The sequence below is a fragment of the Streptomyces sp. NPDC026589 genome (assembly GCF_040638385.1).
In the GTDB taxonomy this organism is placed as follows: Bacteria; Actinomycetota; Actinomycetes; order Streptomycetales; family Streptomycetaceae; genus Streptomyces.
Map to the genome: position 1 here is coordinate 225,650 of NZ_JBEZYG010000008.1, position 24,974 is coordinate 250,623.

23 protein-coding genes are annotated in these 24,974 nt (G+C 72.0%); 10 read left to right on the plus strand and 13 right to left on the minus strand.

The window, feature by feature from the left end; translation table 11 throughout:
* Nucleotides 1–105: 105 nt before the first annotated feature.
* The 3 genes from htpG to AB0F29_RS16535 all read right to left on the minus strand — a co-directional run bounded on the left by htpG (nucleotide 106) and on the right by AB0F29_RS16535 (nucleotide 4,511).
* Nucleotides 106–2,022 carry a molecular chaperone HtpG gene (gene htpG, locus AB0F29_RS16525; protein WP_361872712.1) on the minus strand — a complete coding sequence of 639 codons (1,917 nt, stop codon included), beginning with the start codon at nucleotides 2,020–2,022 and terminating at the stop codon, nucleotides 106–108.
* 129 nt (nucleotides 2,023–2,151) lie between these two features.
* Nucleotides 2,152–2,802, minus strand: a complete 651-nt coding sequence (locus AB0F29_RS16530; protein ID WP_361872497.1) for a type III effector protein — start codon at nucleotides 2,800–2,802, stop codon at nucleotides 2,152–2,154.
* Between the two features lie 263 nt (nucleotides 2,803–3,065).
* Nucleotides 3,066–4,511 (minus strand): NAD(P)/FAD-dependent oxidoreductase, encoded by a 1,446-nt coding sequence (locus tag AB0F29_RS16535; protein ID WP_361872499.1) that lies wholly within the window; start codon nucleotides 4,509–4,511, stop codon nucleotides 3,066–3,068.
* Between the two features lie 126 nt (nucleotides 4,512–4,637).
* Here AB0F29_RS16535 and trxA point away from each other — a divergent pair, with 126 nt between their 5' ends.
* Nucleotides 4,638–5,036, plus strand: a complete 399-nt coding sequence (gene trxA, locus AB0F29_RS16540; RefSeq protein ID WP_361872502.1) for a thioredoxin — start codon at nucleotides 4,638–4,640, stop codon at nucleotides 5,034–5,036.
* Nucleotides 5,037–5,209: 173 nt separating this feature from the next.
* On the opposite strand, the gene AB0F29_RS16545 is transcribed toward trxA, so the two are convergent.
* A complete protein-coding gene (locus tag AB0F29_RS16545) occupies nucleotides 5,210–5,482 on the minus strand; it encodes a hypothetical protein (RefSeq protein ID WP_361872505.1) in 273 nt (90 codons plus the stop codon).
* Between the two features lie 55 nt (nucleotides 5,483–5,537).
* Nucleotides 5,538–6,560, minus strand: coding sequence for a LacI family DNA-binding transcriptional regulator (locus AB0F29_RS16550; protein WP_018955722.1), 1,023 nt, complete (start codon nucleotides 6,558–6,560; stop codon nucleotides 5,538–5,540).
* A gap of 145 nt (nucleotides 6,561–6,705) precedes the next feature.
* Between AB0F29_RS16550 and AB0F29_RS16555 the strand changes: the two genes are divergently transcribed.
* A complete protein-coding gene (locus AB0F29_RS16555) occupies nucleotides 6,706–7,173 on the plus strand; it encodes a type II toxin-antitoxin system PemK/MazF family toxin (RefSeq protein ID WP_361872508.1) in 468 nt (155 codons plus the stop codon).
* Nucleotides 7,174–7,273: 100 nt separating this feature from the next.
* Here AB0F29_RS16555 and AB0F29_RS16560 read toward each other — a convergent pair whose 3' ends face one another.
* Nucleotides 7,274–8,095, minus strand: coding sequence for a TIGR02452 family protein (locus AB0F29_RS16560; protein ID WP_361872511.1), 822 nt, complete (start codon nucleotides 8,093–8,095; stop codon nucleotides 7,274–7,276).
* Nucleotides 8,096–8,241: 146 nt separating this feature from the next.
* Here AB0F29_RS16560 and egtA point away from each other — a divergent pair, with 146 nt between their 5' ends.
* Genes egtA through egtD form a run of 4 tightly spaced genes read left to right on the plus strand, consistent with a single transcriptional unit; the run spans nucleotide 8,242 to nucleotide 12,744 of the window.
* Complete coding sequence (gene egtA / locus AB0F29_RS16565) at nucleotides 8,242–9,630, plus strand: ergothioneine biosynthesis glutamate--cysteine ligase EgtA (protein WP_361872513.1); 1,389 nt, start codon at nucleotides 8,242–8,244, stop codon at nucleotides 9,628–9,630.
* The gene (gene egtB, locus AB0F29_RS16570) at nucleotides 9,627–11,030 is read left to right on the plus strand and encodes an ergothioneine biosynthesis protein EgtB (protein ID WP_361872516.1); all 1,404 of its coding nucleotides are present in this window, start codon (nucleotides 9,627–9,629) and stop codon (nucleotides 11,028–11,030) included. The genes egtA and egtB overlap by 4 nt, the downstream gene beginning before the upstream one ends.
* Nucleotides 11,030–11,785, plus strand: a complete 756-nt coding sequence (gene egtC, locus AB0F29_RS16575; protein WP_361872518.1) for an ergothioneine biosynthesis protein EgtC — start codon at nucleotides 11,030–11,032, stop codon at nucleotides 11,783–11,785. Before egtB ends, egtC begins: the two co-directional genes overlap by 1 nt.
* Nucleotides 11,782–12,744, plus strand: a complete 963-nt coding sequence (gene egtD / locus AB0F29_RS16580; RefSeq protein WP_361872521.1) for an L-histidine N(alpha)-methyltransferase — start codon at nucleotides 11,782–11,784, stop codon at nucleotides 12,742–12,744. Before egtC ends, egtD begins: the two co-directional genes overlap by 4 nt.
* Here the strand turns inward: egtD and AB0F29_RS16585 are convergent.
* From AB0F29_RS16585 to AB0F29_RS16595, 3 genes are all read right to left on the minus strand, one after another.
* The gene (locus AB0F29_RS16585) at nucleotides 12,687–13,568 is read right to left on the minus strand and encodes a lysophospholipid acyltransferase family protein (RefSeq protein ID WP_361872524.1); all 882 of its coding nucleotides are present in this window, start codon (nucleotides 13,566–13,568) and stop codon (nucleotides 12,687–12,689) included. The genes egtD and AB0F29_RS16585 overlap by 58 nt on opposite strands.
* The gene (locus AB0F29_RS16590; RefSeq protein WP_361872526.1) at nucleotides 13,565–14,371 is read right to left on the minus strand and encodes a GNAT family N-acyltransferase; all 807 of its coding nucleotides are present in this window, start codon (nucleotides 14,369–14,371) and stop codon (nucleotides 13,565–13,567) included. Before AB0F29_RS16590 ends, AB0F29_RS16585 begins: the two co-directional genes overlap by 4 nt.
* 271 nt (nucleotides 14,372–14,642) lie before the next feature.
* A complete protein-coding gene (locus AB0F29_RS16595; protein ID WP_361872529.1) occupies nucleotides 14,643–15,896 on the minus strand; it encodes an extracellular solute-binding protein in 1,254 nt (417 codons plus the stop codon).
* 204 nt (nucleotides 15,897–16,100) lie between these two features.
* Between AB0F29_RS16595 and AB0F29_RS16600 the strand changes: the two genes are divergently transcribed.
* Nucleotides 16,101–16,316, plus strand: coding sequence for a dodecin (locus AB0F29_RS16600; protein ID WP_018955713.1), 216 nt, complete (start codon nucleotides 16,101–16,103; stop codon nucleotides 16,314–16,316).
* On the opposite strand, the gene AB0F29_RS16605 is transcribed toward AB0F29_RS16600, so the two are convergent.
* Complete coding sequence (locus tag AB0F29_RS16605) at nucleotides 16,317–16,805, minus strand: hypothetical protein (protein WP_361872532.1); 489 nt, start codon at nucleotides 16,803–16,805, stop codon at nucleotides 16,317–16,319.
* Nucleotides 16,806–16,913: 108 nt separating this feature from the next.
* Here AB0F29_RS16605 and AB0F29_RS16610 point away from each other — a divergent pair, with 108 nt between their 5' ends.
* Both AB0F29_RS16610 and uvrA read left to right on the plus strand, forming a co-directional pair.
* Nucleotides 16,914–17,972, plus strand: a complete 1,059-nt coding sequence (locus AB0F29_RS16610; RefSeq protein ID WP_361872535.1) for an MsnO8 family LLM class oxidoreductase — start codon at nucleotides 16,914–16,916, stop codon at nucleotides 17,970–17,972.
* Between the two features lie 109 nt (nucleotides 17,973–18,081).
* A complete protein-coding gene (gene uvrA / locus AB0F29_RS16615; RefSeq protein WP_361872538.1) occupies nucleotides 18,082–20,496 on the plus strand; it encodes an excinuclease ABC subunit UvrA in 2,415 nt (804 codons plus the stop codon).
* A gap of 66 nt (nucleotides 20,497–20,562) precedes the next feature.
* On the opposite strand, the gene AB0F29_RS16620 is transcribed toward uvrA, so the two are convergent.
* The 3 genes from AB0F29_RS16620 to AB0F29_RS16630 are packed head-to-tail and all read right to left on the minus strand — an operon-like array spanning nucleotide 20,563 to nucleotide 23,925.
* The gene (locus AB0F29_RS16620) at nucleotides 20,563–21,309 is read right to left on the minus strand and encodes a succinate dehydrogenase/fumarate reductase iron-sulfur subunit (RefSeq protein ID WP_007451460.1); all 747 of its coding nucleotides are present in this window, start codon (nucleotides 21,307–21,309) and stop codon (nucleotides 20,563–20,565) included.
* A complete protein-coding gene (locus AB0F29_RS16625) occupies nucleotides 21,306–23,255 on the minus strand; it encodes a fumarate reductase/succinate dehydrogenase flavoprotein subunit (RefSeq protein WP_361872541.1) in 1,950 nt (649 codons plus the stop codon). Before AB0F29_RS16625 ends, AB0F29_RS16620 begins: the two co-directional genes overlap by 4 nt.
* A 1-nt stretch (nucleotide 23,256) precedes the next feature.
* Nucleotides 23,257–23,925: a succinate dehydrogenase gene (locus tag AB0F29_RS16630; RefSeq protein ID WP_361872714.1), complete on the minus strand. Its 669-nt coding sequence runs from the start codon at nucleotides 23,923–23,925 to the stop codon at nucleotides 23,257–23,259.
* A 132-nt stretch (nucleotides 23,926–24,057) separates the two neighbouring features.
* Between AB0F29_RS16630 and AB0F29_RS16635 the strand changes: the two genes are divergently transcribed.
* Nucleotides 24,058–24,954 carry a LysR substrate-binding domain-containing protein gene (locus AB0F29_RS16635; RefSeq protein ID WP_361872543.1) on the plus strand — a complete coding sequence of 299 codons (897 nt, stop codon included), beginning with the start codon at nucleotides 24,058–24,060 and terminating at the stop codon, nucleotides 24,952–24,954.
* The last annotated feature ends 20 nt before the right edge of the window (nucleotides 24,955–24,974 follow it).

The following is a 24,974-nucleotide window of genomic DNA, read 5'->3' on the forward strand; positions in this document are numbered from 1 at the left end:
TGGAGCGGATGACAGCGCGACGGCACCGATGCGGCCGCCTGTGCCGGTGCCCCGTGTGGAACGCCGGCACAGGCGGCCGCATCGGTGCCGAGCCGCCCCCGGTGCCTACAGGCTGCGGGCCAGGCGGTCGGCGAGCAGCCGGGTGAAGCGGGCCGGATCGGGCAGGTCGCCTCCTTCGGCGAGCAGTGCGCTGCCGTAGATCAGCTCGGCGACCTCCGTGAGCGCAGGGTCGTCGGCGCCTGCTTCGTGTGCCGTGCGCAGGGCGGTGACCAGCGGGTGCGAGGGGTTGAGTTCCAGGATCCTCTTGACCGTGGGCATCTCCTGGCCCATCGCCCGGTACATCTTCTCCAGGGTCGGCGTCACGTCGTGGGCGTCGCCGACGATGCAGGCGGCCGAGGTGGTCAGGCGTGATGACAGGCGGACCTGCTTGACCTGTTCGGACAGGGCGGTGGTCAGCCAGGGCAGCAGGGCGGCGAAGTCCTCCTCGCGCTGGGCCCTGGCGGCGTCGCCCTCCTTCTCGCCGTCGGTGGACTCGCCGAGGTCGACCTGGCCCTTGGCGATGGACTGCAGAGGGTGGCCGTCGAAGGCCGGGACCCGGTCGACCCACACCTCGTCGACGGGGTCGGTGAGGATCAGGACCTCGTAGCCGTTCGCGGCGACGGCTTCCATGTGCGGGGAGTTCTCCACCATCGCGCGGCTCTCGCCGGTCAGGTAGTAGATGGTGTCCTGACCGTCCTTCATGCGCTCGACGTACTCGCGCAGCGTGGTGGTCCTGTCGGGGTCGTGGGTGGAGGCTGCCGACACCAGCTGAAGCAGGGCATCGGTGTTGTCCGCGTCCTCGACCAGGCCTTCCTTCAGGGCCCGGCCGAACTGCTCCCACACCTTCGCGTAGCGCTCGGCGTCCTTGGACTGCATGTCCTTGAGGGCGCCGAGGACCTTCTTGACCAGGCGTCGGCGCACGCCGTGGATCTGGCGGTCATGCTGAAGGATCTCGCGCGAGACGTTCAGCGACAGGTCGTGGGCGTCCACGACGCCCTTGACGAAGCGCAGGTAGTTGGGCATGAGCGCTTCGCAGTCGTCCATGATGAACACCCGCTTGACGTACAGCTGTACGCCGGGCTTGGTGTCGCGGGAGAACAGGTCGAAGGGCGCCTGCGAGGGGACGAACAGCAGCGCCTCGTACTCGAAGGTGCCTTCGGCGCGCATGTGGATCGTCTCGGCCGGGGGCAGCCAGTCGTGGCTGATCTGCTGGTAGAACTCGTTGTACTCGTCCTCGCTCACCTCGGTGCGGGGGCGGGCCCACAGTGCCTTCATCGAGTTGAGCGTGTCGGTCTCGCGGGTGGTCGCGCCATCAGCGGAGGTGCGCTCGGTGGCCATGCGGATGGGCCAGCGGATGAAGTCCGAGTACTGCTTGACGATCTGACGGATCTTCGGCTCGGAGAGGTAGTCGGCGCGTCCGTCCTCGCTGTCGGCGGGCTTCAGGTGCAGGGTGACCGAGGTGCCCACGGGCAGGCCGTCGGCGGTCTGGATGACGTAGGTGCCCTCGCCGTCGGACTCCCACCGGGTGCCGGTGTCGGTGCCGGCCCGCCGGGTGCACAGGGTGACCTTGTCGGCGACCATGAAGGCCGAGTAGAAGCCGACGCCGAACTGCCCGATCAGATTCTCGGCGGTGGCGGCGTCCTTGGACTCCTTGATCTTCTCCAGCAGGCCGGCGGTGCCGGACTTGGCGATCGTGCCGATCAGCTCCACCAGGTCCTCGCGGGTCATGCCGATCCCGTTGTCACGGACGGTCAAGGTGCGGGCTTCCGGGTCGGCTTCCAGGGCGATGTGCAGGTCGGCCGATTCGATTTCGAGGCTGGAGTCGGTCAGCGATTCCAGCCGCAGCTTGTCCAGGGCGTCGGAGGCGTTGGAGATCAGCTCGCGCAGGAAGATGTCCTTGTTCGAGTAGATCGAGTGAATCACCAACCGGAGCAACTGGCGGGTCTCCGCCTGGAATTCCAGCGTCTCGACACTGCCGCTCATGTGGATCTCTTTCTGTGGGAACGTCATGAAGGGAATCGGAGCAGGGCCGGGACGGGTCGTTGACCGTCACCGGCGTGGTTCGGCATGGGTCGGGCCACACCCGCATGGCGTGCCTCTGCGTGGTGGGAGTCAGTCATCACCGGCCGTGTGGCTGTGCGCCTGGGCGTCCAGGGCGTCCAGGGATTCGGCGAGGCGGGCATGACGGGCATCGAGGTAGGGGCGGATGCCGGCCAGCGGGGCGATGAGCTCAGCCGCGTCCGCGGCGCCGAGAGCGGCATGCAGGGCGTCCTGGGCCGAGCGCGCGCCGGGCGCGAGGTGGGCGAGCGCGGCGATCTGCCCGGAGAGGCGGCGCAGGTCGGCGGCGTTGGCGCGGGCCCAGTTGGCGGTGGCGCGGTCGGCGGCTCTTGCCTGACGGGCGGCCGCCACGCGCTGCTCGCCGGTGGTTCCGGCGGCGCCGGGGCGGCCGCGAAGGTAGCGGCGTTCGGCGGCCTGGCGGCTGGCGACACCGAGAGGGCGGGCGAGATCGGCCCAGCTGGCGCCCGCGCCGCGGGCGGTTTCGATCAGGCCGGTCTCCCAGCCGGCGAGATGCTCGCGCACGTGCCGCAGCAGCATCAGGGAGGCCAGCGCCTGCTCGGGGCCGGGGCCGACGGCGTCGGGGGACACGCTCTGCGCGTCGCGCAGAGCGTCGTCCATGGCGGCGAGGGCCGCCGCCGCGGCGATGAAGGACGCCGGGCTGTGGGCGCCGGTACTGGCCGTGGACGGCTGGTCTCCTGCGTTCACGGCACCTCCCTTGTCTTGTCAGCCGGCCGACGACATCAGAATTGTCGTCCATCGGATGACAAATGACAACGGGATCAGCGCAGCGCATCGACGTCGAGCGGAGCATGCTGACCGTCAAGGCTGGGAGGCGGCCGGTTGCCTTACGACGCGAAGCGTTCCTCGGCCACGTGAAGGAACGGGGCGACGACGACACCGCGGCGAAGCCCGAGCGTGCGGCCTCCACGGCCCTGGGCCGTGGAGGCGCGGCCCTTCGCCGTCGGCACTCAGCCCCTGAACGTCTCCAGCAGTCGCAGCCACACCTCACTGATCGTCGGATACGCCGGGACCGCGTGCCACAGGCGGGCGATGGGAACCTCCCCGGCGACCGCGATCGTCGCCGAGTGCAGGAGTTCACCGATGCCCGGGCCGACGAAGGTGACGCCGAGCAGGATCTCGCGGTCCAGGTCCACGATCATCCGGGCGCGGCCCCGGTAGCCGTCGGCGTAGAGGCCGGAGCCGGCGACCGAGGCGAGGTCGTGGTCGACGGCGCGTACGCGGTGGCCCGCGCGTTCGGCCTCGGCGAGGGTGAGGCCGACGGACGCGGCCTCCGGGTCGGTGAAGACGACCTGGGGGACGGCCGTGTGGTCGGCGGTGGCCGCGTGGGCGCCCCAGGGGGCGGTCTCCAGGGGGCTGTTCCCGGCGCGCGCGGCGATCGCCGCGCCCGCGATGCGGGCCTGGTATTTGCCCTGGTGGGTCAGGAGTGCGCGGTGATTGACGTCCCCGACCGCGTACAGCCAGTCCGTTCCGTCGACGCGGCAGCTGTCGTCCGCGGTGAGCCAGGAGCCGGGTTCGAGGCCGACCGTCTCCAGGCCCAGGTCGTCCGTGCGCGGGGCCCTGCCCGTGGCGAAGAGGATCTCGTCGGCCTCGATACGGTCGCCGTCGTCCAGGTCGACGGTGACCGGGCCGTCCGGTGCGGGGCGGTGGACGGCGGTGACCGAGACGCCCGTACGGATCCGGGCCCCGGCCTCCGCCAGCGCGTCGGCGATCAGCTCGCCCGCGAAGGGCTCCATCTTCGGGAGCAGACCGCCGCCCCGGATCAGCAGCGTCACCTCGGAGCCCAGCGCCTGCCAGACGGTCGCCATCTCCACGCCCACGACGCCGCCGCCGACGATCACGAGCCGGCCGGGAGCCTCCTTGGCGCTGGTGGCTTCGCGGCTGGTCCAGGGGCGGGCCTCCTCGATGCCGGGGAGGGAGGGGACCACGGCCCGGGAGCCGGTGCAGACGGCGACGGCGTGCCGGGCGGTGAGCCGGTGCTCCGTGCCGTCGGGGGCGGTGACGGTGACCGCGCGGGGGCCGGTGAGCCGCCCCGTACCCCGGTACACGTCCGCTCCGACGCTCTCCAGCCAGGCGACCTGGCCGTCGTCCTGCCAATGGCTCGCCTCCGCGTCCCGGTGGGCGAGTACGGCCTCCACGTCCAGGGGGCCCCGCACCGCGGCGCTCAGTCCCGGCACCCGGCGGGCGTCGGCGCGGGCGACGACGGGGCGCAGGAGCGCCTTGCTCGGCATGCACGCCCAGTAGGAACACTCGCCGCCGACCAGCTCGGACTCCACCACCGCTGCGGAGAGCCCGGCGGCGCGGGCCCGGTCAGCCACGTTCTCCCCCACCGGGCCCGCGCCGATGACCACTACGTCGTACTCGGAGTGCTCGGAGTTCTTCCCTGCGTCAGTCATGGAAACAGTGTCCTCGCGGGTGTGCGCCCCGGCCACATGGGCAGGCGGAATAGCGCACGCGCAGTCACCGTTGTGCCGGGCAGGACCCGTGAGGACCCCACCGGCAGAGGAAGAGGTATACCCCCTATGAGCACCGTCGAGCTCACCAAGGAAAACTTCGATCAGGTCGTCAGCGACAACGATTTCGTTCTGATCGACTTCTGGGCTTCCTGGTGCGGCCCCTGCCGGCAGTTCGCGCCGGTCTACGACTCGGCCTCCGAACGCCACCCCGACCTCGTCTTCGCCAAGGTGGACACCGAGGCGCAGCAGGAGCTGGCGGCGGCCTTCGAGATCCGTTCCATTCCGACGCTGATGATCGTCCGCGACAACGTCGCGGTCTTCTCGCAGCCCGGTACGCTGCCCGAGGCGGCTCTGGAGGACGTCATCGGGCAGGCCCGGAAGCTGGACATGGACGAGGTCCGCAAGTCCGTCGAGGAGCAGAAGCGGGCGGCCGAGGCGGGCCAGGGACAGCCGGAGGCCCCGTAGTCCGGCCTACCCCGCGCCCGGCACGGCCCTGGGGCCCTGACCGACACCGTGAAGACGGTGTACGCGGTCGGGGCCCTCGGTCGTGCCCGGGGGCGTCGAGCCAGGGTTTCCCCAGCCCTTCCTCTCTCCTCTCTCCTTTCTTCTCGCTCTCTCGCTCTCTCGCTTTCCTGCTCTCAGGACGCGGGGCGCTCCCCCTCGGCCCCGGCGACGCGGACCGACATGCCGTAGTCCAGTTCCTCGCCGTCGATGAGCACGGCCTCCACCGTCCGGGTCTCCGGGTCGACGTCCGCTGCCATGCCCTCGCCCGCGTACCGGGGGTAGCCCGAGGCCCCCGTCTCGCCGGTGGCGGCGACGACCGCGGACCGGATCGGCCGGCCGGGGGCTCCGGTCCGCGTCCTGCTGTGGTCGGGGATCAGGAGGAGCTCGTAACTCTGCGGGTGGCTCATGCCTCCGACGCTAGACATCCGCAGTGCTTCGCGCATGTCGTCGCGCCGGAGGCGGTCAGCTGGATTCCCGGTGCACGGCGCTGGTGCGGAGCAGGTCCTGGTGGACCGGTGGTCCGCCCGGGTGCTGGACCATGCGGTCGATCGTCTCGGCCAGCGGTTGCGGCATGGCGAGCTCCATCCGGACCGTGCTCAGCCGGGGACGCAGCAGCCGGCCGATGAGGGAGTCGTCGGCGCCGATCACCGCCGTGTCGGCGGGGACGGTCACCCCGGCGTCCTGGAGGGCCCGCATCAGCAGCATCGCGTACTCGTCGTTGTACGCGAACACCGCGTCCAGTCCCAGTTCCGGCCAGCGGGCGGCCAGCTGGTGAGCGGACTCCTCCTCGTACCGCAGCGGGAGGGGGCACACACGGGCCCCCGCCGGTTCGGCGACGCGACGTGCTCCGATGAGGCGGGGTTCGGAGAAGGGCACCCGGCCCGGTTCCTGGGGCATGACCACGCCGATGTGGCGACGGCCGCGGGCCAGCAGGTGTTCCACCGCGCTGGCGCCGACCTGGCGTTGGTCCATGACCAGGCCGTGCGCTCCGGCCACCGGGCCGGGGCCCAGGGTGATCACCGCCTTGGCTCCGGAGCGGGTCAGGATGCCCGTGCCGTGGGGGGTGAGGGCGATGCCGGGCGGTACGACGACGGCGACGGGCCGCAGTTCGGCCCAGGCCGTGGCCGCCTCGTCGGCGGTGAGACCGACGCTGCCGTACTGGACGACGGTGTAGTCCAGGCGGCGCAGCCCGGACTGGAGTTCCTCGAAGAAGTACTGGTGCAGTGGTCCCGCGGGTATGTGGCCGGACGGCAGCAGGACCATGCGGCTGTGTCCGGCGCGCAGACTGCGGGCAGCCGCGTGCGGAACGTAACCGAGCTGGAGGGCTGCCTCCCTGACCCGGCGTCGGGTGGGTTCGCTGATCCGGACGGTGGCGTTGTTGTTCAGTACGTATGACACGGTGGCCCGGGACACTCCGGCGAGGCGCGCGACATCGGCGCTGGTCGGAACGGAGACTTCGGCGGGCTGCTTGGGTAACTGGCTCATGGCGTCGGGCAGTCTTCCAGACCCGTGGGAGCGGGTTTCGGCCCGGGGCCATCTGCTCCGGTCACGGTGGCCGGAACGCCGCCCCGCGGTCCCGGCCCGACGCCCCGCTCCCGGGATCGGACCGTGGAGGTTCTACGGTGTTGCGATGACGTTCCACGACAGCGCGTACCGTTCCGACAACCCCTTTGACGTGCCCGGAAGCAGCGGGCCGACCGCCACGACGCAGGCCGATGCCGATGACGTGGGCTCCGTGCGCACCTCCTACTCCCCCGATCGCGACGGCGATCCCGACCCCGGTGAGATCGTCTGGACCTGGGTGCCTTTCGAGGAGAACGACGGGCGGGGGAAGGACCGGCCGGTGCTCGTCGTGGCCCGCGAGGAGGCGGGCACGCTGCTCGCCGTCCAGCTCTCCAGCAAGCAGCACGACCGGGAAGACGAGTGGGTGTCGCTGGGCGCGGGCCCCTGGGACAGCTCGGGGCGCCCTTCCTGGGCGGGCCTTGAGCGAGTGCTGCGGGTCCACGAGGACGGGATGCGCCGGGAGGCGTGCGCCCTGGACCGGGAGCGGTTCGACCGGGTCGCCGGGCGGCTGCGAGAGCGGTACGGCTGGAGCTGAGCGGCGACGCGGCGGGCGGTGGTGGGGCGGCGGGAGGTGGCAACGCGGCGGGCGGCGGTGAGGCCCGCCGGGCATGGTCGTCCGGACGCCGGTCCCCGGGTCAGGTGAAGGTCCGGGTGAAGGCGGCCCGGACGGCGGATTCGGGGCCCCGGTCCAGGATCCCGAAGACGATCTGCTCGAAGTGGCCGCCGAACCGGCCGCCCTCGCCGAGCAGCGCCCGGAACGCCTCCGCCACCTGTGCCGGATCGTTCTGGAAGACCCCGCAGCCCCAGGCCCCCAGGACCAGTCTGCGGTAGCCCCGTACCGCCGCGACCTCCAGCACCCGTTCGGCGCGGGAGGCCAGGGCCGCCGGGACGAGGTGGCCCTCCTCGGGGGTCTGCCGCCGGATCACGCCGGCGTTGGGCGCGGGCGAGGTGAGGAAGCCTACGGTGTACGGGGCGTCCAGGAAGGCGCCGCGGTCGTCCCGGAAGACCGGTACCCCGGGCGAGTGGATCACCCGGTCGGTGTAGAAGGCGCTGCGTTCGGCGCGGTGGTGCGCGTAGTACTCGGGGGCGCGCAGGAGGGTCGCGTGGAGGGCCGAGCCGCGGCACAGGGCCTCCTCCTGGGCCTGCGCGCCGTTGAGGTAGCCGCCGCCGGGGTTGCGGGCCGAGGCATAGCTGAGGACGGCGACCCGGCCGGAAGCCTCACCGGTCATCCTGCGGGCCGCGGCCAGGCTGCTCTCGCCGGTGACCTCGAAGTGCGGGGTGCGGTCGGAGTCCAGGGCCGCGACGGGCACCGGGTCCGGCCCGTAGAGCCTGGTACCGGACAGCGCGGCGGCCACGGCCCGTGCGATGGACACGTCCTGACCTGCCGCGTTGCGATATGTCCCGGCCTCTACGACCGCTTCCGTCCCGCGCGCGATTCCGCGCAGCCGCGCGCTCACCGGCGCTCCCCCGTGTGGTGCATACGGGGCATGCTGACGGGGAACCCGGCCTGGGCGCAACAGGATTCTTCCGACTCGGGGGCACCCTTGTGCGATCTCCGGGTACGGGTTTGGCTGGTAGGTACGCGGCTGAGAAGGAGGCCCCCATGGGCTTGGACATTCCCGGCGCAACCGGCTCGTGCCCGGACGCCGCCCCCCTCGACGAGAGCGGGGCAGAGGATTTACTGCGCGGCATATGTTTCAAGACGGGCCCGCCTCGAACCGTCGGGGTGGAACTCGAATGGCTCATCCACGACCGGGAACGACCTGACCTTCGAGTCGGCCAGGAACGGCTGGACAGCGCCGTCGAGGCGGTCCGCGCACTGCCGCTGAGCGCGGCGCTGACGTTCGAGCCGGGCGGGCAGTTGGAGCTCAGCTCGCAGCCCGCCGGCTCTCTCATGGAGTGCGTCGAGACCACCGCGGCCGATCTGGCTGCGGTCCGCGCCACGCTCGGCGCGGCGGGGCTCGCGCCGGTCGGGCTCGGCGTCGACCCGTGGCAGGCGCCGCGCCGCAGGCTGCGGGAGCCCCGCTACGAGGCGATGGAGGCCGCGCTGGACCGTACGGGGCCGGCGGGGCGGGCGATGATGTGCACCTCCGCGTCGGTCCAGGTCTGCCTGGACGCGGGCGAGGAGGAGCCGGGGCCGCTCGGTTACGGGCGGCGCTGGCAGCTCGCGCACCTGCTGGGCGCGGTGCTGGTGGCCGCATTCGCGAATTCGCCGTTCCAGCAGGGCCGCCGGACCGGCTGGCGCTCCACCCGGCAGTCGCTGTGGGCCGATCTGGATCCGGGCCGGACCCTCGCGCCGGGTTCCGGGCGGCCCCCGCGCGAGGCCTGGGCCGCGCACGTGCTGGACACGACCGTGCTGTGCATCCGGTGCGAGGAAGGCCCCTGGAACGTGCCGGAAGGGCTCACTTTCCGCGAGTGGATCCGTACCGGTTCGCCCCGGCCGCCGGCGCGGGCCGATCTCGACTACCACCTCACCACGCTGTTCCCTCCGGTCCGGCCGCGCGGTCACCTCGAACTGCGCATGATCGACGCGCAGAGCGGGCCCGACGGGTGGCTGGTGCCGCTCGCCGTCGCCACGGCCCTGTTCGACGACCCGGAGGCCGCCGAGACCGTGTACCGCACGGTGAAGCCGCTGGCCGAGACGTCGGGCGCACCGGCCGCACCGCGCAATCCGCTCTGGACGGCGGCCGCCCGCGAGGGGCTCGCCGATCCGGAGCTGCGGGCCGCGGCCATCGCCTGCTTCGGGGCGGCGCTCCCGGCGCTGGAGCGGATGGGAGCGAGCGGGGCGGTGCGCGACACCGTGGCCGCCTTCACCGACCGCTATGTCGCCCGGGGCCGATGTCCGGCCGACGACCTGCCCGAGCCCGGCGACCTGACCGCTCGGAGCCTGTCGGCCGATCAGAGCCGGCTGAGCGGTCCGAACCTGCTGAGCGGTCCGAGCCGGCTGAGCGATCGCACCCCGCCGCGTCCCGGAAAGGCGGCCTCCGCATGACCGAGCACCGTGAAGACACCCGGCACCGCGAGCACTCCGACGCCTTCGATCCGGCCGGTTCCGCCGCGTCGACCGGCTTCACCGTCGCACCCGGCATCGACCCGGAGGAGCTGCGGCGACGCGCCCTCGACGCGCTGCTGTCCGCACGCGAGCGCACCGCGCTGCTCACCGACAGCGTGGACGACCGTGAACTGAAGGCTCAGCACTCCCCATTGATGTCGCCGCTGGTCTGGGACCTGGCGCACATCGGCAACCAGGAAGAGCAGTGGCTGCTGCGCGCCGTCGGCGGCCGGGAGGCGCTGCGCCCGGAGATCGACGGGCTGTACAACGCCTTCGAGCACACGCGCGCCTCGCGCCCCTCGCTGCCGCTGCTGGCACCGGCCGAGGCCAGGACGTACGCCTCCGACGTACGGGGGCGGGCACTGGACCTGCTGGAGGGCGCACCGCTGCACGAGGGCGGGCGCCCCTTGGAGCGGGCCGGGTTCGCCTTCGGCATGATCGCCCAGCACGAACAGCAGCACGACGAGACGATGTTGATTACCCATCAGTTGCGCGCCGGTCCCGCGGCGCTCACCGCGCCGGCGCCGCCCGCGCCCGTCGCTGCCGAGGCGCCCGGGGGCGACGTCCTGATTCCCGGGGGCCCGTTCACGATGGGGACCTCCGCCGAGCCGTGGGCCCTGGACAACGAGCGGCCCTCGCACCGGTGCGAGGTGCCGGCGTTCCGTCTGGACGCCTCGCCGGTCACCTGTGGCGCCTACCTCCGCTTCATCGAGGACGGCGGGTACGGGGAGAGGCGCTGGTGGGCGCCCGAGGGCTGGGCCATGATCCGTGAACACGACCTGACCGCACCGCTGTTCTGGCGGCGAGAGGCGGGCGTGTGGCTGCGCCGCCGGTTCGGGGTGACCGAGCCGGTGCCGGAGGACGAGCCGGTGCTGCACGTCAGCTGGTACGAGGCGGACGCGTACGCCCGCTGGGCGGGGCGGCGGCTGCCCACGGAGAGCGAGTGGGAGAAAGCCGCCCGCCACGACCCTGCCTCCGGCCGCTCCCGGCGGTACCCGTGGGGCGACGAGGACCCGACGCCGGAGCGGGCCAATCTGGGACAGCGCCACCTGCGTCCGGCTCGGTCCGGCGCGTATCCGGCGGGACGTTCGCCCGCCGGGGTCGGGCAGTTGATCGGCGACGTGTGGGAGTGGACCTCCAGCGACTTCCTGCCCTATCCGGGGTTCGTGGCGTTTCCCTACCGCGAGTACTCGGAGGTGTTCTTCGGACCCGGGCACAAGGTGCTGCGCGGCGGCTCGTTCGCCGTGGGCGAGGTCGCCTGCCGGGGCACCTTCCGCAACTGGGACCTTCCGGTGCGGCGGCAGATCTTCTCCGGATTCCGCACCGCGAAGGATGCCTGATGTGCCGTCACATCGCCTATGTGGGCGAGCCGGTGGCACTCGGCGATATTCTGCTGCGGCCTCCGCATGCTTTGGTGCGGCAGTCCTGGGCGCCGCGCCGCCAGCGTTTCGGCACGGTGAACGCGGATGGTTTCGGAGTCGGTTGGTACGCGGACGGGGACCCGGTGCCCGGACGCTATCGCCGTCAGGGCCCCATATGGGGCGATGAGACCTTCACCGATCTGGCCCGGGTGGTCCGCAGCACCGCGCTGCTCGCCGCCGTACGGGATGCCACCGAGGCGGGTGCGGACGGGGAGGCCGCGGCCGCGCCGTACACCGCCGGGCGGCAGTTGTTCAGCCACAACGGGATGGTGCGGGGGTGGCCCGGCTCACTCGCCGACGCGGCCGCCGCCCTGCCCGCCGAGCGGCTCCTGTCGCTGGCCGCCCGTAACGACTCGGCGCTGATCTGGGCGCTGATCCGCCACCGGACCGACGCCGGGGACGATGTGCCGCGCGCCGTCGCGGAGACCGTGCGGGAGGTCGCGGCCGCCGCGCCCGGCTCCCGGCTGAATCTGCTCCTCACCGACGGGGAGACGATCACGGCGACCGCCTGGGGCGACACCCTCTGGTACCTCACGACGCCGGGCCACCGCACCGCGGTCGCCTCGGAGCCGTACGACGACGACCCGCTCTGGCGCGAGGTCCCCGACCGCACCCTGCTGGTCGCGACCTCCACGGACGTCCTGCTCACCCCGCTCAAGGAGCCCACCGCGTGAGTCCCTTCCTGCTGACCCGCACCCTGCCGGTGGACGCGACGGACGCGGCGCTGCGCGCCGACGTCCTCAGCGGCCTGACCCGGCATCCCAAGACCCTGCCGCCGAAGTGGTTCTACGACGCCCGCGGCAGCGAGCTGTTCGAGGAGATCACCCGGCTGCCGGAGTACTACCCGACCCGCGCGGAGCGGGAGATCCTCTCGGCGCGTGCCGAGGAGATCGCCGCGGCGTCGGGCGCCCGGACGGTGATCGAGCTGGGCTCGGGATCGTCCGAGAAGACCCGTCATCTGCTGGAGGCGCTCCCCGAGTTGCACAGTTACGTCCCCGTGGACGTGAGCGAGAGCGCGCTGACGGGGGCGGCCGAGTCGCTGCTCGCCGAGCACCCGGGGCTGTCCGTCCACGCGCTGATCGCGGACTTCACCGGGGGCCTGGCCCTGCCGGGGACACCGGGGCCCCGGCTGGTGGTGTTCCTGGGGGGCACGATCGGCAATCTGCTGCCCGGGGAGCGGGCGACGTTCCTCCGGTCGGTGCGCTCGCTGCTCTCGCCCGGTGACGCGCTGCTCCTCGGCACGGACCTGGTGAAGGACGAGGAGACGCTGGTGGCCGCGTACGACGACGCGGCCGGGGTGACGGCGGCCTTCAACAAGAACGTCCTCAACGTCGTCAACCGTGAGCTGGGGGCCGATTTCCCGCTCGACGACTTCGATCACCTCGCGGTGTGGAATCCGCGGGACCGCTGGATCGAGATGCGGCTGCGGGCCCGCCGGGCGCTGAGCGTCAAGATCCGGGAGCTGGACCTCGTGGTGCCGTTCGAGGCCGGCGAGGAGCTGCGTACGGAGGTCTCGGCGAAGTTCCGGCAGGAGGACGTCCGTGCGGAGCTGGCCGCCGCCGGTATGCGGCTGACTCAGTGGTGGACGGACTCGGCGGGGCGGTTCGCCCTGTCGCTGGCCACGGCGGTCTGACGGGGCAGGAGGGGGCCTTCCGGTTCGAGGACGGCCGCTCGTGCTCTGCGGGCCAGGGTGCGGCGGCCGTCCTCGCCGTCCACGGGGATCGGCGCGAGGACGTCGATCCGGGCGGTGAGCCCGGCCGCCCGCACCACCCGCCACAGGGAGGCGGCGAGCGGGTCGGACCCGACGAACGCGACGGCGCCCGCGGCCGGTCCGGGGCGCTCCTCCGCGGTGCGGTAGGCGATGCGGACCGGCCGGACCGTCGCGCCGGCGTCGATCGCCGCCTGGAAGACGGCGGGCCGGAAAGCGCCGCCGTCCCGTCCGCACCAGGTGCTGCCCTCGGGGAAGACCACGACCCGGGAGCCGGAACGCAGGGCCGCGGCGACGGCCCGTACGGCGGCGGGCAGGGCGCGCAGCCGGTCGCGCTCGATGAACAGGGTGCCGCCGAGCGCGACCATCCGGCCGAGCAGGGGCCAGCGCCGGATCTCGCTCTTGGCGACCATCCGGCCGGGCAGTACGGAGGCGATCAGCGGGATGTCGAGCCAGGAGATGTGGTTGGCGACGACGAGTTCGCCGCCCGTGGCGGTTTCCGGAGCGTGCCGCCGCACGGTGACGCGTACGCCGAAGGCCCGGGGGACGGCGCACGCCCAGCGCCGTGTCAGGCGACGCCGCGGGGCGGGCCCGAGCAGCCGTACCAGCGGGACGCAGGCCACCCCCAGCAGGACCAGTGCGCAGCCGGCCAGCAGCAGAAGGGCGGCGGGCAGGGGAGCGCGTACGGCACCGGTGTGCCGGGCGCAGCCGTCCGGGGTGCAGGGGGCGACGGGCAGCCAGGGGCTCATCGCAACGGAGCCAGGGAGAGGAAGTGGCGCAGGTAGCGCGGGTCGGTGCGGCGCAGCGAGAGCAGGACGTACAGGTCGGCGACGTTGAAGTCGGGGTCGTACGCCGGGGCGCCGCAGATCTGGGCGCCGAGCCGGAGGTAGCCGCGTAGCAGGGGCGGGAGGTCCGCCCGGGAGCCGGCCTCCGGGCCGTGCCCGGAGGAGTCCCAGAGGCGGTGCGGGGTCACCCAGTACTTCTCCGGCGCGAGGTGCCCCGTGCGTACGGTGTTCCAGCTGCGGGCGGCCAGGGCGCCGCCGTCGGTCAGCGGCAGGGAGCAGCAGCCCGCGATCCAGGTGTGGCCGGTGCGCTCCATGTAGCGGGCAAGTCCGGCCCAGACGAGGGCGATGACCGCGCCGTCGCGGTGTGCGGGGTGGACACAGGAGCGGCCGACCTCGACGAGGTCGTCGCGGATCGGGGCGAGCCGGGTGAGGTCGAACTCGCCTTCCGCGTAGAGGCGTCCGGCGATCCGGGCCCGGTCCGGCGGCAGCAGCCGGTAGGTGGCGACGACCTCTCCGGTGGCGGTCTCGCGGACCAGGAGGTGGTCGCAGTACGCGTCGAAGGCGTCGCTGTCCAGGCCCGGTTCGGGCCCTTCCAGCCGGGCCCCGAGCTCCCCGGCGAACACGAGGTGGCGCAGGCGCTGGGCGGCTCGTATGTCTTCCTGGCAGCCGGCGAGGGATACCCGGTAGGCCGGTTCCGGGGTGCCGGCGGGGCCGGGGGCCGGGGGCGAGGCTGAGGCGGGGAGCGGGGCGACGGGCAGCACGGTCATGGCGGTCTCCGGGGACGGAAGAGTGAGAGGCGCTGCCGGGCTGTCGCGGGGTGCGACGTCCCGGCCCCTTACTTCTTCCGTCACCGGCTGGATTCGACGTGACCGCTGTGGAGAGCGGGGATGTGCGACGGCTGAATCCCCAGGGACACGATTCCCCGGGGACACCGTGTCGCGAGGAATCCGTGCCGCGTGGGCCTTGTCCCGTGGACTCCGTGCCGCGTGGACCCCTTCTCCCGTGGACCTTTCTCCCGTGGACTACGTCCGGGTGGGATCAGCCGCTGCCGGCGAGCAGGGCGGTGATGCGCTCGGAGGCGGCCTTGGCCTCGCGGGCCGGGTCGCCGCCCTCGAGCACGGCCGTCATGTAGGGCTTGATCGGGTTCTCCGCCTCGACCCTGGCCCACTGGGGCGAGTTGGGGGTGGCACGGCCGCGGGTGGCGCCTTCGGCCATCGCCGCGGTGCCCTCGTCGCCCTCGATGACATGGGCGAGGCTCGGCTTGTTGGGGACGTAGCTCATGCCCCGGGCGAGCTCCGTCTGCCACTTCTCGCTCGCCAGCGCCTTGACGACGGCGATGCCGGCGGTGCGTTCGTCGGCCTTCTTCGGGACGATCAGGTCGGAACCGCCGGTGAATACTGAGCCGGGGGCTTTCGAGGACTTGCCGGGAATGGGGAAGTAGCCGAGCTTTCCCTTGAGTTCGGGATTCTTCTGTTCGATGAGCGCGGCACTGCCCGGAGTCGAGATGATCTGCGCGACGTCGCCCTTGGCGAAGACGTCGGTCTGCGGGGGCTTCTCCTCGTCGGCGTCCGTGGGTCCGTCGCCGAGTGCCTGCAGTTCCTGGTAGAACTCCATGCCCGCCAGGGCCTCCGGAGAGTCCAGGGCGCCCTGCCAGTCGCCGCCGTTCTCGTCGGCGAGTTCCCCGCCCTCGTCCCAGATGAAACCGGCGAGCACGTACCAGTTCTGACCTGCCAGGTAGATGCCCTGGTTGCCCGCCCTGTTGAGCTTCTCGGTGGCGGCGATCCACTCGTCGCGCGTCTTCGGGACGGAGTCGATGCCCGCCTCCTCGAAGATGTCCTTGTTGTAGATGACCACCCGGTTGGCCGCGTACCAGGGGATGCCGTACTGCACGCCGTTGATGCTGCCGGGCTGGGCCAGGCCGGGCAGCCAGTCCTCGCTGCCCAGGTCGCGCATCGATTCGAGGGTCAGATCGCGCAGGCCGCCGCTCTCCGCGTACTGCGCGACCTGCGTGTTCCCGACCTCGATCACGTCCGGGGCGTCGCCCTCCAGCGCGGAGAGGACCTTGGGTCCGATGCCGCTCCACTCCTGGATCTTGAAGTCCAGCTCGATCGAGGGGTTCTCCTCCTCGTACGAGCGGGTGAACTTGTCCAGGAAGCCGGGCGAGACGCTGTCCTTCATCAGCCAGACCGTCACCGTGCGGTCACCGCCGCCCGAGCCCGGTATGAAGCCGCATCCACCGAGTGCGACGGACGAGACAAGCGCGATGGCTCCGGCCAGTATGCGGTTCTTCACGTGGTCACCTTCTGCGAAACGGCACAAACGAAATCGGGACCCGGTGTGGGGGGATTGCGGGCGGCGCTCGCACGGGTGGTTGGCTGAATTTTGGTATGGACCTTTCAGAAGGTCAAGACGGACACCTGCCCCGATTCGCCCCATCCTCCCCCTCGCGGGAGAGCTCGGACTGGGGCACCGTGGTCACAGGAGAGGAGACAAACAATGGCGAATCACACCTATCGGGTCACTGAGATCGTAGGAACCTCCGAGGAGGGCATCGACGAGGCGATCCGGAACGGCGTCGCAAGAGCGGCGGAAACGTTGCACAATCTCGATTGGTTCGAGATTAATCAAGTTCGAGGCCATATCGAAGATGGCCGAATCGCTCACTATCAGGTCGGCCTCAAAGTAGGCTTCCGGCTCGACGAAAGCGCCTGATCAGGTACGCCCCTCGCGTTCCTGGGCATCCTTCAGCACCGCCGACGGGTCGGCCCAGCGGGCGCGCACCACGGTGAATCCGGCCACCTGGGCCGCGTCGCAGACCAGCTCGTCGTCGTCCACGAGCATGCGCACCTGCCCCTTCCGCCCCAGCTGCCGGAGGATGTCCAGCTTCATCCGGCGTGCGGGGCGCCGGTCGTCGTTGCGCCGCATGAACAGCGTGCCCTCGGGCAGCCCCTGACGGCTCAGCCAGCGCACGGTGTCGCGACGGCACCGCTCGGGGCGTCCGGTCAGATAGACGATGCGGCACTCCTCGGCGCTCGCGAGCACCATCCGTACGCCCTCCGCGAGCGGCGGGTCCTCCACGGCCGCGGCGAAGAAGCCGGCCCAGTCGCGCTTCGGTCCTTCCAGGAAGTGCTGCCGGTGCGCGGTGTCCGCGAGCGTGCCGTCCAGGTCGAATACGGCCAGCGGCCGTGCGTCGTTGTCCACTCCCCCAGCTTAGGAAGCCCGTCGGCCCCCGGCGTCGGCCTTGGCGCGGAAATCCGGGAGCCGCGGCGTTCACGGGAATGCTGGGAGAGCGGCGGTGTTGAAGGGAGCGTGAGCTCTGTGATCGCCTCGACCCGCTTCTCCGTCCTGGACCGTTCCCGCACCCGTGAGGGGCACGACGCCTCCCGGGCGCTGCGCGACACCGTCGACCTGGCACGGGAGGCGGAGGCGCTCGGCTTCCACCGCTTCTGGGTCTCCGAACACCACGGTGTGCCGGGGGTCGCGGGGTCCGCGCCGACGGTGCTGGCCGCCGCCGTCGCCGCCGCGACCTCCGCCATCCGGGTCGGCACCGGCGGGGTGATGCTGCCCAACCACCGGCCGCTGGTCGTCGCCGAGCAGTTCGGGGTGCTCGCCTCCCTCTTTCCCGGCCGGATCGACATGGGGCTCGGCCGCTCCCTGGGGTTCACCGACGGCGTCCGCCGGGCGCTCGGTCACGGCAAGGAGGACGCCGAGGACTTCCCCGGCCGGCTGGCCGAACTGCTCGGCTGGATCGACGGCACCCAGCAGGCCCACCCCGGGGTGCACGCCCGTCCCGCGGAGGGCCTGAGCATCCCCGCTTACGTCCTGGCGATCGGGGAAGGCGCGTCGGTCGCGGCCGCCGCGGGCCTCCCCCTCGTCATCGGTGATCTGCGCGGCCGGGAGAAGGTACTGCGCGCCATCGAGGTCTACCGCCGCGACTTCCGGCCCTCCGCCCGCGCCGAGCGGCCCGAGGTGATCGTCGCGGGCACGGTGGCCGTGGCCGGCACCGAGGAGGCGGCCCGCCGGCTGCTCGTCCCGGAGGCGTGGGCCATGACGTACTCCCGTACGCGCGGGGACTTTCCGCCGCTCGCCCCGGCCGAGCGCGTCGAGGCCCTCGCCATGACGGCCAAGGAGCGGAGCCTGTACGAGCGGGGGCTCGACGGCCATGTCCACGGCACCGAGGACCAGGTGGCCGGTCAGCTGGAGCGGGCGATCGAGGAGACCGGGGCGGACGAGGTGCTCGTCACGACCAGTACGTACGACCGGGAGGGCCTGGTGGACTCGCTGCGGCGGCTCTCCCGCATCGCCCGGCCCCGGGACCGGGGCCGGGCCGACGAGCGGGCGCCGCTGCGGAGCCTCGACGTCCGATAGCCGCCGAGGCCCGGGGGGCCGTCCTCGGCGCCGACGCCTAGAATCGGACTGTTTGTCCTGTCAGGCGTCCTGTCAGGCGTCAGAACCCACCCGTACGGAGCCGAGCCCCATGCACTCCCCCCACGATCCGTACGTCCGTGTGCGCGGCGCCCGCGAGCACAACCTCAAGAACGTCGAGGTCGACATCCCACGCGACACCCTGACCGTGTTCACGGGCGTATCGGGGTCCGGGAAGTCCTCGCTCGCCTTCGGGACCATCTACGCGGAGGCCCAGCGCCGCTACTTCGAGTCCGTGGCCCCCTACGCCCGGCGGCTGATCCACCAGGTGGGCGCGCCCGCCGTAGGGGAGATCACCGGTCTGCCGCCCGCCGTCTCGCTGGAGCAGCGGCGCTCCGCCCCGGGGGCCCGGTCCTCCGTCGGGACGGTGACGACGCTCTCCAACTCGCTGCGCATGCTCTTCTCCCGTGCCGGCGGCTATCCGCCGGGGGCCGAGCGCCTCGACTCCGACTCCTTCTCCCCCAACACCGCCGTCGGGGCGTGCCCGGAGTGCCACGGGCTGGGACGCGTCCACCGAACGGACGAGGAGCTGCTCGTCCCGGATCCCTCGCTGACGATCCGGGAGGGGGCGATCGCCGCGTGGCCCGGGGCGTGGCAGGGCAAGAACCTCCGCGATGTGCTGGACGCGCTGGGCCACGACGTCGACCGCCCGTGGCGCGAGCTGCCCGAGAAGGACCGGGAGTGGATCCTGTTCACCGACGAGCAGCCGGTGGTGACGGTGCATCCGGTACGGGACGCGGGCCGGATCCAACGCCCGTACCAGGGAACGTACATGAGCGCGCGGCGCTATGTGCTGCACACCTTCGCCGATACCAGGAGCCGGGCCCTGCGGGCGAAGGCGGAGCGCTTCCTGACCAGCGCCCCGTGCCCGGTGTGCGGCGGGAGCCGGCTGCGGCCGGAGGCGATGGCGGTGACCTTCGCGGGGCGGACCATCGCGGAGCTGGCCGGGCTGCCGCTGTCCGCACTGGCCGAGGTGCTGGCCGGTGCGGGGGCGGGCGGCGAGGAGACGGCCCGGGTGCTGACCGGTGATCTGCTGGCGCGGATCGGGACGGTGACGGAGCTGGGGCTCGGCTATCTGAGCCTGGACCGAACGGCCCCGACACTGTCCTCGGGTGAGCTGCAACGGCTGCGGCTGGCAACGCAGTTGCGGTCGGGGCTCTTCGGCGTCGTCTACGTCCTCGACGAGCCGTCGGCCGGGCTGCACCCGGCGGACACCGAGGCGCTGCTCGGGGTGCTGGGCAGGCTGAAGGAGGCCGGGAACTCGGTCTTCGTGGTGGAGCACCAGATGGACGTGGTGCGGCGGGCGGACTGGCTGGTGGACGTGGGTCCGCTGGCCGGCGAGCACGGCGGGCGGGTGCTGCACAGCGGGCCGCCCGAGGGGCTGGCCCAGGTGCCGGAGTCGGCGACGCGGCGGTTCCTGTTCGAGGAGGGGCCCACGCCGGTACGGGAGCCGCGGACGCCGACCGGGTGGATCCGGCTCTCCGGCGTGGAGCGGCACAATGTGCGGGGCGTGGACGCGGCGTTCCCGCTCGGGGTGTTCACAGCCGTGACCGGGGTGTCCGGCTCGGGCAAGTCGACCCTGGTCGGCCAGGTGCTCGCCGGGGTGCTGGCGGACCGGCAGGCCGGCGAGGAGTCCGGGCCGGGTGCGCGGTACTGCGCGGCGGCCACCGGCCTGGAGGCGGTGGACCGGCTCGTCCAGGTCGACCAGAAACCCATCGGCCGTACGCCCCGGTCCAATCTGGCCACGTACACCGGTCTGTTCGACGCCGTGCGGAAACTCTTCGCGGGGACGGAAGCGGCGCGGGAGCGGGGGTACACGGCGGGGCGGTTCTCGTTCAACGTGAGCGGCGGGCGGTGCGAGACCTGCCAGGGCGAGGGGTTCGTCTCGGTGGAGCTGCTGTTCCTGCCGAGCACCTATGCGCCCTGTCCGGACTGCCACGGCGCGCGGTACAACCCGGAGACCCTGGATGTCACCCTGAACGGGCTGACGGTCGCTCAGGTCCTGGAGCTGACCGTGGAGTCGGCGGCGTCGTTCTTCGCCGGGACGCCGGCCGCCGAGCGCGCGCTGACCACCCTGCTGGACGTGGGTCTCGGCTATCTGCGGCTCGGTCAGCCCGCCACGGAGCTGTCCGGCGGCGAGGCGCAGCGCATCAAGCTGGCGGCGGAGCTCCAGCGCACCCGGCGCGGGCACACGCTGTATCTGCTGGACGAGCCGACGACGGGACTGCATCCGGCCGATGTGGAGGTGCTGATGAGGCAGTTGCACTCCCTGGTCGACGCCGGGAGCACGGTGGTGGTCGTGGAGCACGACATGGCCGTGGTTGCGGGCGCGGACCAGGTCATCGACCTGGGGCCGGAGGGGGGTGACCGGGGCGGCCGGATCGTCGCGTCCGGCACCCCGGCGGAGGTGGCGCGGGAAGCCGGGAGCCGCACGGCCCCGTACCTGGCCAAGGCGCTGCGGCGCTGAACGTACGGCGCTGATCCCGTACGGCTCCGGGTGCGGGCCCGGGTTCGTACGGGATCAACTCCTCTGTCAGCGGCGGACCTTGCGGGTCGCCCGCAGCCACTCCTTGTTCATCGCGGCGATCGAGGGCAGCGGGATGCCCTTGGGGCAGGCCGTGGCGCACTCGCCGGTCAGGGTGCAGCCGCCGAAGCCCTCGTCGTCCATCTGGGCCACCATGTCCAGGACGCGGGTCTCGCGCTCGGGTGCGCCCTGCGGCAGGACGTTGAGGTGGTTGACCTTCGCCGAGGTGAACAGCATCGCCGAGCCGTTGGGGCAGGCCGCGACGCAGGCTCCGCAGCCGATGCACTCGGCGTGCTCGAAGGCGAAGTCGGCGTCCGGCTTGGGTACCGGGGTGGCGTGGGCGTCCGGGGCGGTGCCGGTGGCGGCGGAGATGTAGCCGCCGGACTGGATGATCCGGTCGAACGAGGAGCGGTCCACGACCAGGTCCTTGATGACCGGGAAGGCGGACGCCCGCCAGGGCTCGATGTCGATCGTGTCGCCGTCGGCGAAGGACCGCATGTGGAGCTGGCAGGTGGTGGTGCGCTCCGGGCCGTGGGCGTCGCCGTTGATGACGAGGCTGCACGCGCCGCAGATGCCCTCACGGCAGTCGTGGTCGAAGGCGACCGGCTCGTCCCCGGCGAGGGTGAGTTCCTCGTTGAGGGTGTCGAGCATCTCCAGGAACGACATGTCGGCGGAGATGCCGTCGACTTCGTAGGTGGCCATGGCGCCGGGCTCTTCGGCGTTGCGCTGACGCCAGACGCGCAGGGTGAGCTTCATGCGTAGCTCCGCTGGGTGGGGTGGACGTACTCGAAGACGAGGTCTTCCTTGTGCAGGACAGGGGCGCCGCCGGTGGCGGTGAACTCCCAGGCGGCGGCGTACGAGAACTCCTCGTCGCGCCGCTCGGCCTCGCCGTCCGGGGTCTGGGACTCCGCGCGGAAGTGGCCGCCGCAGGACTCGGCGCGGTGCAGGGCGTCGAGGCACATGAGCTCGGCGAGCTCCAGGTAGTCGACGATGCGGTTCGCCTTCTCCAGCGACTGGTTGAACTGTTCGCCGGTGCCGGGGACCTTGATGCGGCGCCAGAACTCCTCGCGGATCTCCGGGATCCTCGCGAGCGCCTTGCGCAGACCGTCTTCGGTGCGGGCCATCCCGCAGTACTCCCACATGAGTTCACCGATCTCGCGGTGGAAGGAGTCGGGGGTGCGGTCGCCGTCGACGGAGAGCAGCAGGTTGATCCGGTCCTCGGTCTCCGCCACGGCCTCCGCGACGGCGGGGTGCGCCTCGTCCACGGTGTCGGTGTGCGGATTGCGGGCGAGGTAGTCGTTGATCGTGGAGGGCAGGACGAAGTAGCCGTCGGCGAGGCCCTGCATCAGGGCGGAGGCGCCGAGGCGGTTGGCCCCGTGGTCGGAGAAGTTCGCCTCGCCGATGGCGAAGAGGCCGGGGACGGTGGTGGAGAGGTCGTAGTCGACCCAGAGGCCGCCCATCGTGTAGTGCACGGCGGGGTAGATCCGCATGGGGACCGTGTAGGGGTCCTCGTCGGTGATCCGCTGGTACATGTCGAAGAGGTTGCCGTACTTGGCTTCGACGGCCTTGCGGCCCATCCGGCCGATGGCCTCGGCGAAGTCCAGGTAGACCCCTTGTCCGCCGGGGCCGACGCCGCGCCCCTCGTCGCAGACGTTCTTGGCGGCGCGGGAGGCGATGTCGCGGGGCACCAGGTTCCCGAAGGCGGGGTAGATCCGCTCCAGGTAGTAGTCGCGCTCGTCCTCGGGGATCTGGTTGGCCGGGCGGTCGTCGCCCTTGACCTTGGGGACCCAGATGCGGCCGTCGTTGCGCAGCGACTCGCTCATCAGGGTGAGCTTGGACTGGTGGTCGCCGGTGCGCGGGATGCAGGTGGGGTGGATCTGGGTGAAGCAGGGGTTGGCGAAGTACGCGCCGCGCCGGTGCGCCCGCCAGACGGCGGTGGCGTTGGAGTTCATGGCGTTGGTCGACAGGTAGAAGACGTTGCCGTAGCCGCCGGTGGCCAGGACGACCGCGTCGGCGAAGTAGGTGTCGATCTTCCCGGTGACCAGGTCGCGGGCGACGATGCCGCGCGCCTTTCCGTCGACGACGATCAGGTCGAGCATCTCGCTGCGGGCGTGGAGGTCGACGCCGCCCGACGCGATCTGCCGGGACAGCGCCTGGTACGCCCCGAGGAGCAGCTGCTGTCCGGTCTGGCCGCGCGCGTAGAACGTGCGGGAGACCTGGACGCCGCCGAAGGAGCGGTTGTCGAGGAGGCCGCCGTACTCCCGGGCGAAGGGGACGCCCTGGGCGACGCACTGGTCGATGATCTCCACCGAGATCTGCGCCAGCCGGTGGACGTTGGACTCCCGGGCGCGGAAGTCGCCGCCCTTGACGGTGTCGTAGAACAGCCGGTGGATGGAGTCGCCGTCGTTACGGTAGTTCTTCGCGGCGTTGATGCCGCCCTGGGCGGCCACCGAGTGGGCGCGCCGGGGCGAGTCCTGGAAGCAGAACTGGACGACGTGGTAGCCCTGTTCGGCGAGTGTGGCGCCGGCCGCTCCGCCGGCGAGACCGGTGCCGACGACGATGACGGTGTGTTTGCGCCGGTTGGCGGGGTTCACGAGTTTCGCTTGGAAGCGGCGGGTGTCCCAGCGTTCGGCGACGGGGCCCTCGGGGGCCTTCGTGTCGACCACGGGCTCGCCCGTGGCGTACTGCGTGTAGTCGGGCATGTCAGCTCACCACTCCGGTCATGACGGCGACGGGTACGGAGATGAAGCCCACCGTCAGCACCGCTGCGAGGAGGTTGGCGAGGGTCTTCAGGATGCGGTCGCGGGTCGCGTTGCCGACTCCCAGGGTCTGCGCGGCGCTCCAGAAGCCGTGCTGGACGTGCAGGCCCATGGCGAGCACGGCGACGATGTAGATGACGTTGCCGTACCAGGTCGAGAAGGTGTCGATGACGTTCTGGTAGGGGTGCCCGGCCTCGAAGCCGGTGTGCACGGTGCCGGTCGTCAGGTCGAGGATGTGCCAGACGATGAAGAGCGCGAGGATGATCCCGCCCCAGCGCATGGTCCGGGTGGCGTAGCTCGCCCGGGCCCTCTTGTGGACGTACTTGGCCGGGCGCGCCCTGATGTCGCGCCGGCTGAGCTGGTACGCGCAGACGCCGTGCAGCACGACGGCCGCGACCAGCCCCACCCGGACGAGCCACAGCGCCCACTCGTAGTGCAGTACCGGTTCGCCCATGGTGCGCAGCCAGTGGGCGTACCCGTCGAACTCGCCGGGTCCGAAGAAGATCTTCAGGTTGCCCACCATGTGGGCGACGAGATATCCGAGCATGACCAGACCGGTCACGGCCATGATCGTCTTCTTGCCGACGGTCGAGTCCCAGAGCGTACGCGTCATCGACGGCCGTCGGTCCGTCCGCGTTGCCAATGCCATGGACACGACGGTAGGGGCGAACAGCCCGATCAGTCCAAGACATGGCCTGGCTCATCTCCATAGGCATTCACTATCGACAGCCGGTAGGGTTGAAGGGTGCACTTCCAACAGCTCACCTACTTCGTGGCCGTCGCCGAGGCCCGGCATTTCACCCGGGCCGCCGAGGCGGTGCATGTGTCGCAGCCCTCGCTCTCCCAGCAGATCCGGGCGCTGGAGACGGAGTTGGGCGCTGATCTGTTCAGCCGGGCCCGGGGCAATATCGCCCTCACCGACGCGGGCGAGGCGCTGTTGCCGCTCGCCCGGCGGATCCTCGCCGACGCGGAGACGGCGCGGCAGGAGGTCCAGGAGCTGGTCTCGCTGCGCAGCGGCCGGGTGCGGCTGGGGGCGACGCCGAGCCTGTGCACCGGGCTGCTGCCGGACATGCTGCGCGCCTTCCACGACCGTCATCCGGGGGTGCGGCTGCTGCTGGAGGAGGGCGGCTCGCACGACCTGGTGCGTCAGCTGGCGCGGGGCGCGCTCGACCTGGCGCTGGTGGTGCTGCCCATGCCGGCCGCCTCTCCCGCGCTGACCACGGTGGAACTGCTGCACGAGGACCTGGTGGTGGTGTCCTCGGCGGCGGAGCCGCCCCCGGGGCGGGGCGGCCGGATCCGGATCGCGGATCTGGAGGGGGCGCCGCTGGTGATGTTCCGGCACGGGTACAACCTGCGGGAGCTGACCGTGGCCGCGTGCCGCGCGGAGGGCTTCGAGCCCACGTTCACCGTCGAGGGCGGCGAGATGGACGCGGTGCTCGGTTTCGTACGGGCGGGGCTCGGCATCGCGGTGGTGCCGAGCATGGCCGCCGCCCGGGCGGGCAGCGACCTGCGGAGGACCCCGCTGGCCGGCGCCGGGCTGCGGCGCACGATCGCGCTGGCACACCGCAGCGACGTGGCTCCGCCCCGGGCCGCGCGCGAACTCCAGCGGATGCTGCTGGAGCTCCGGCCGGTCTCGGGCTGACCGGCCGGGGCGCGAAGGGT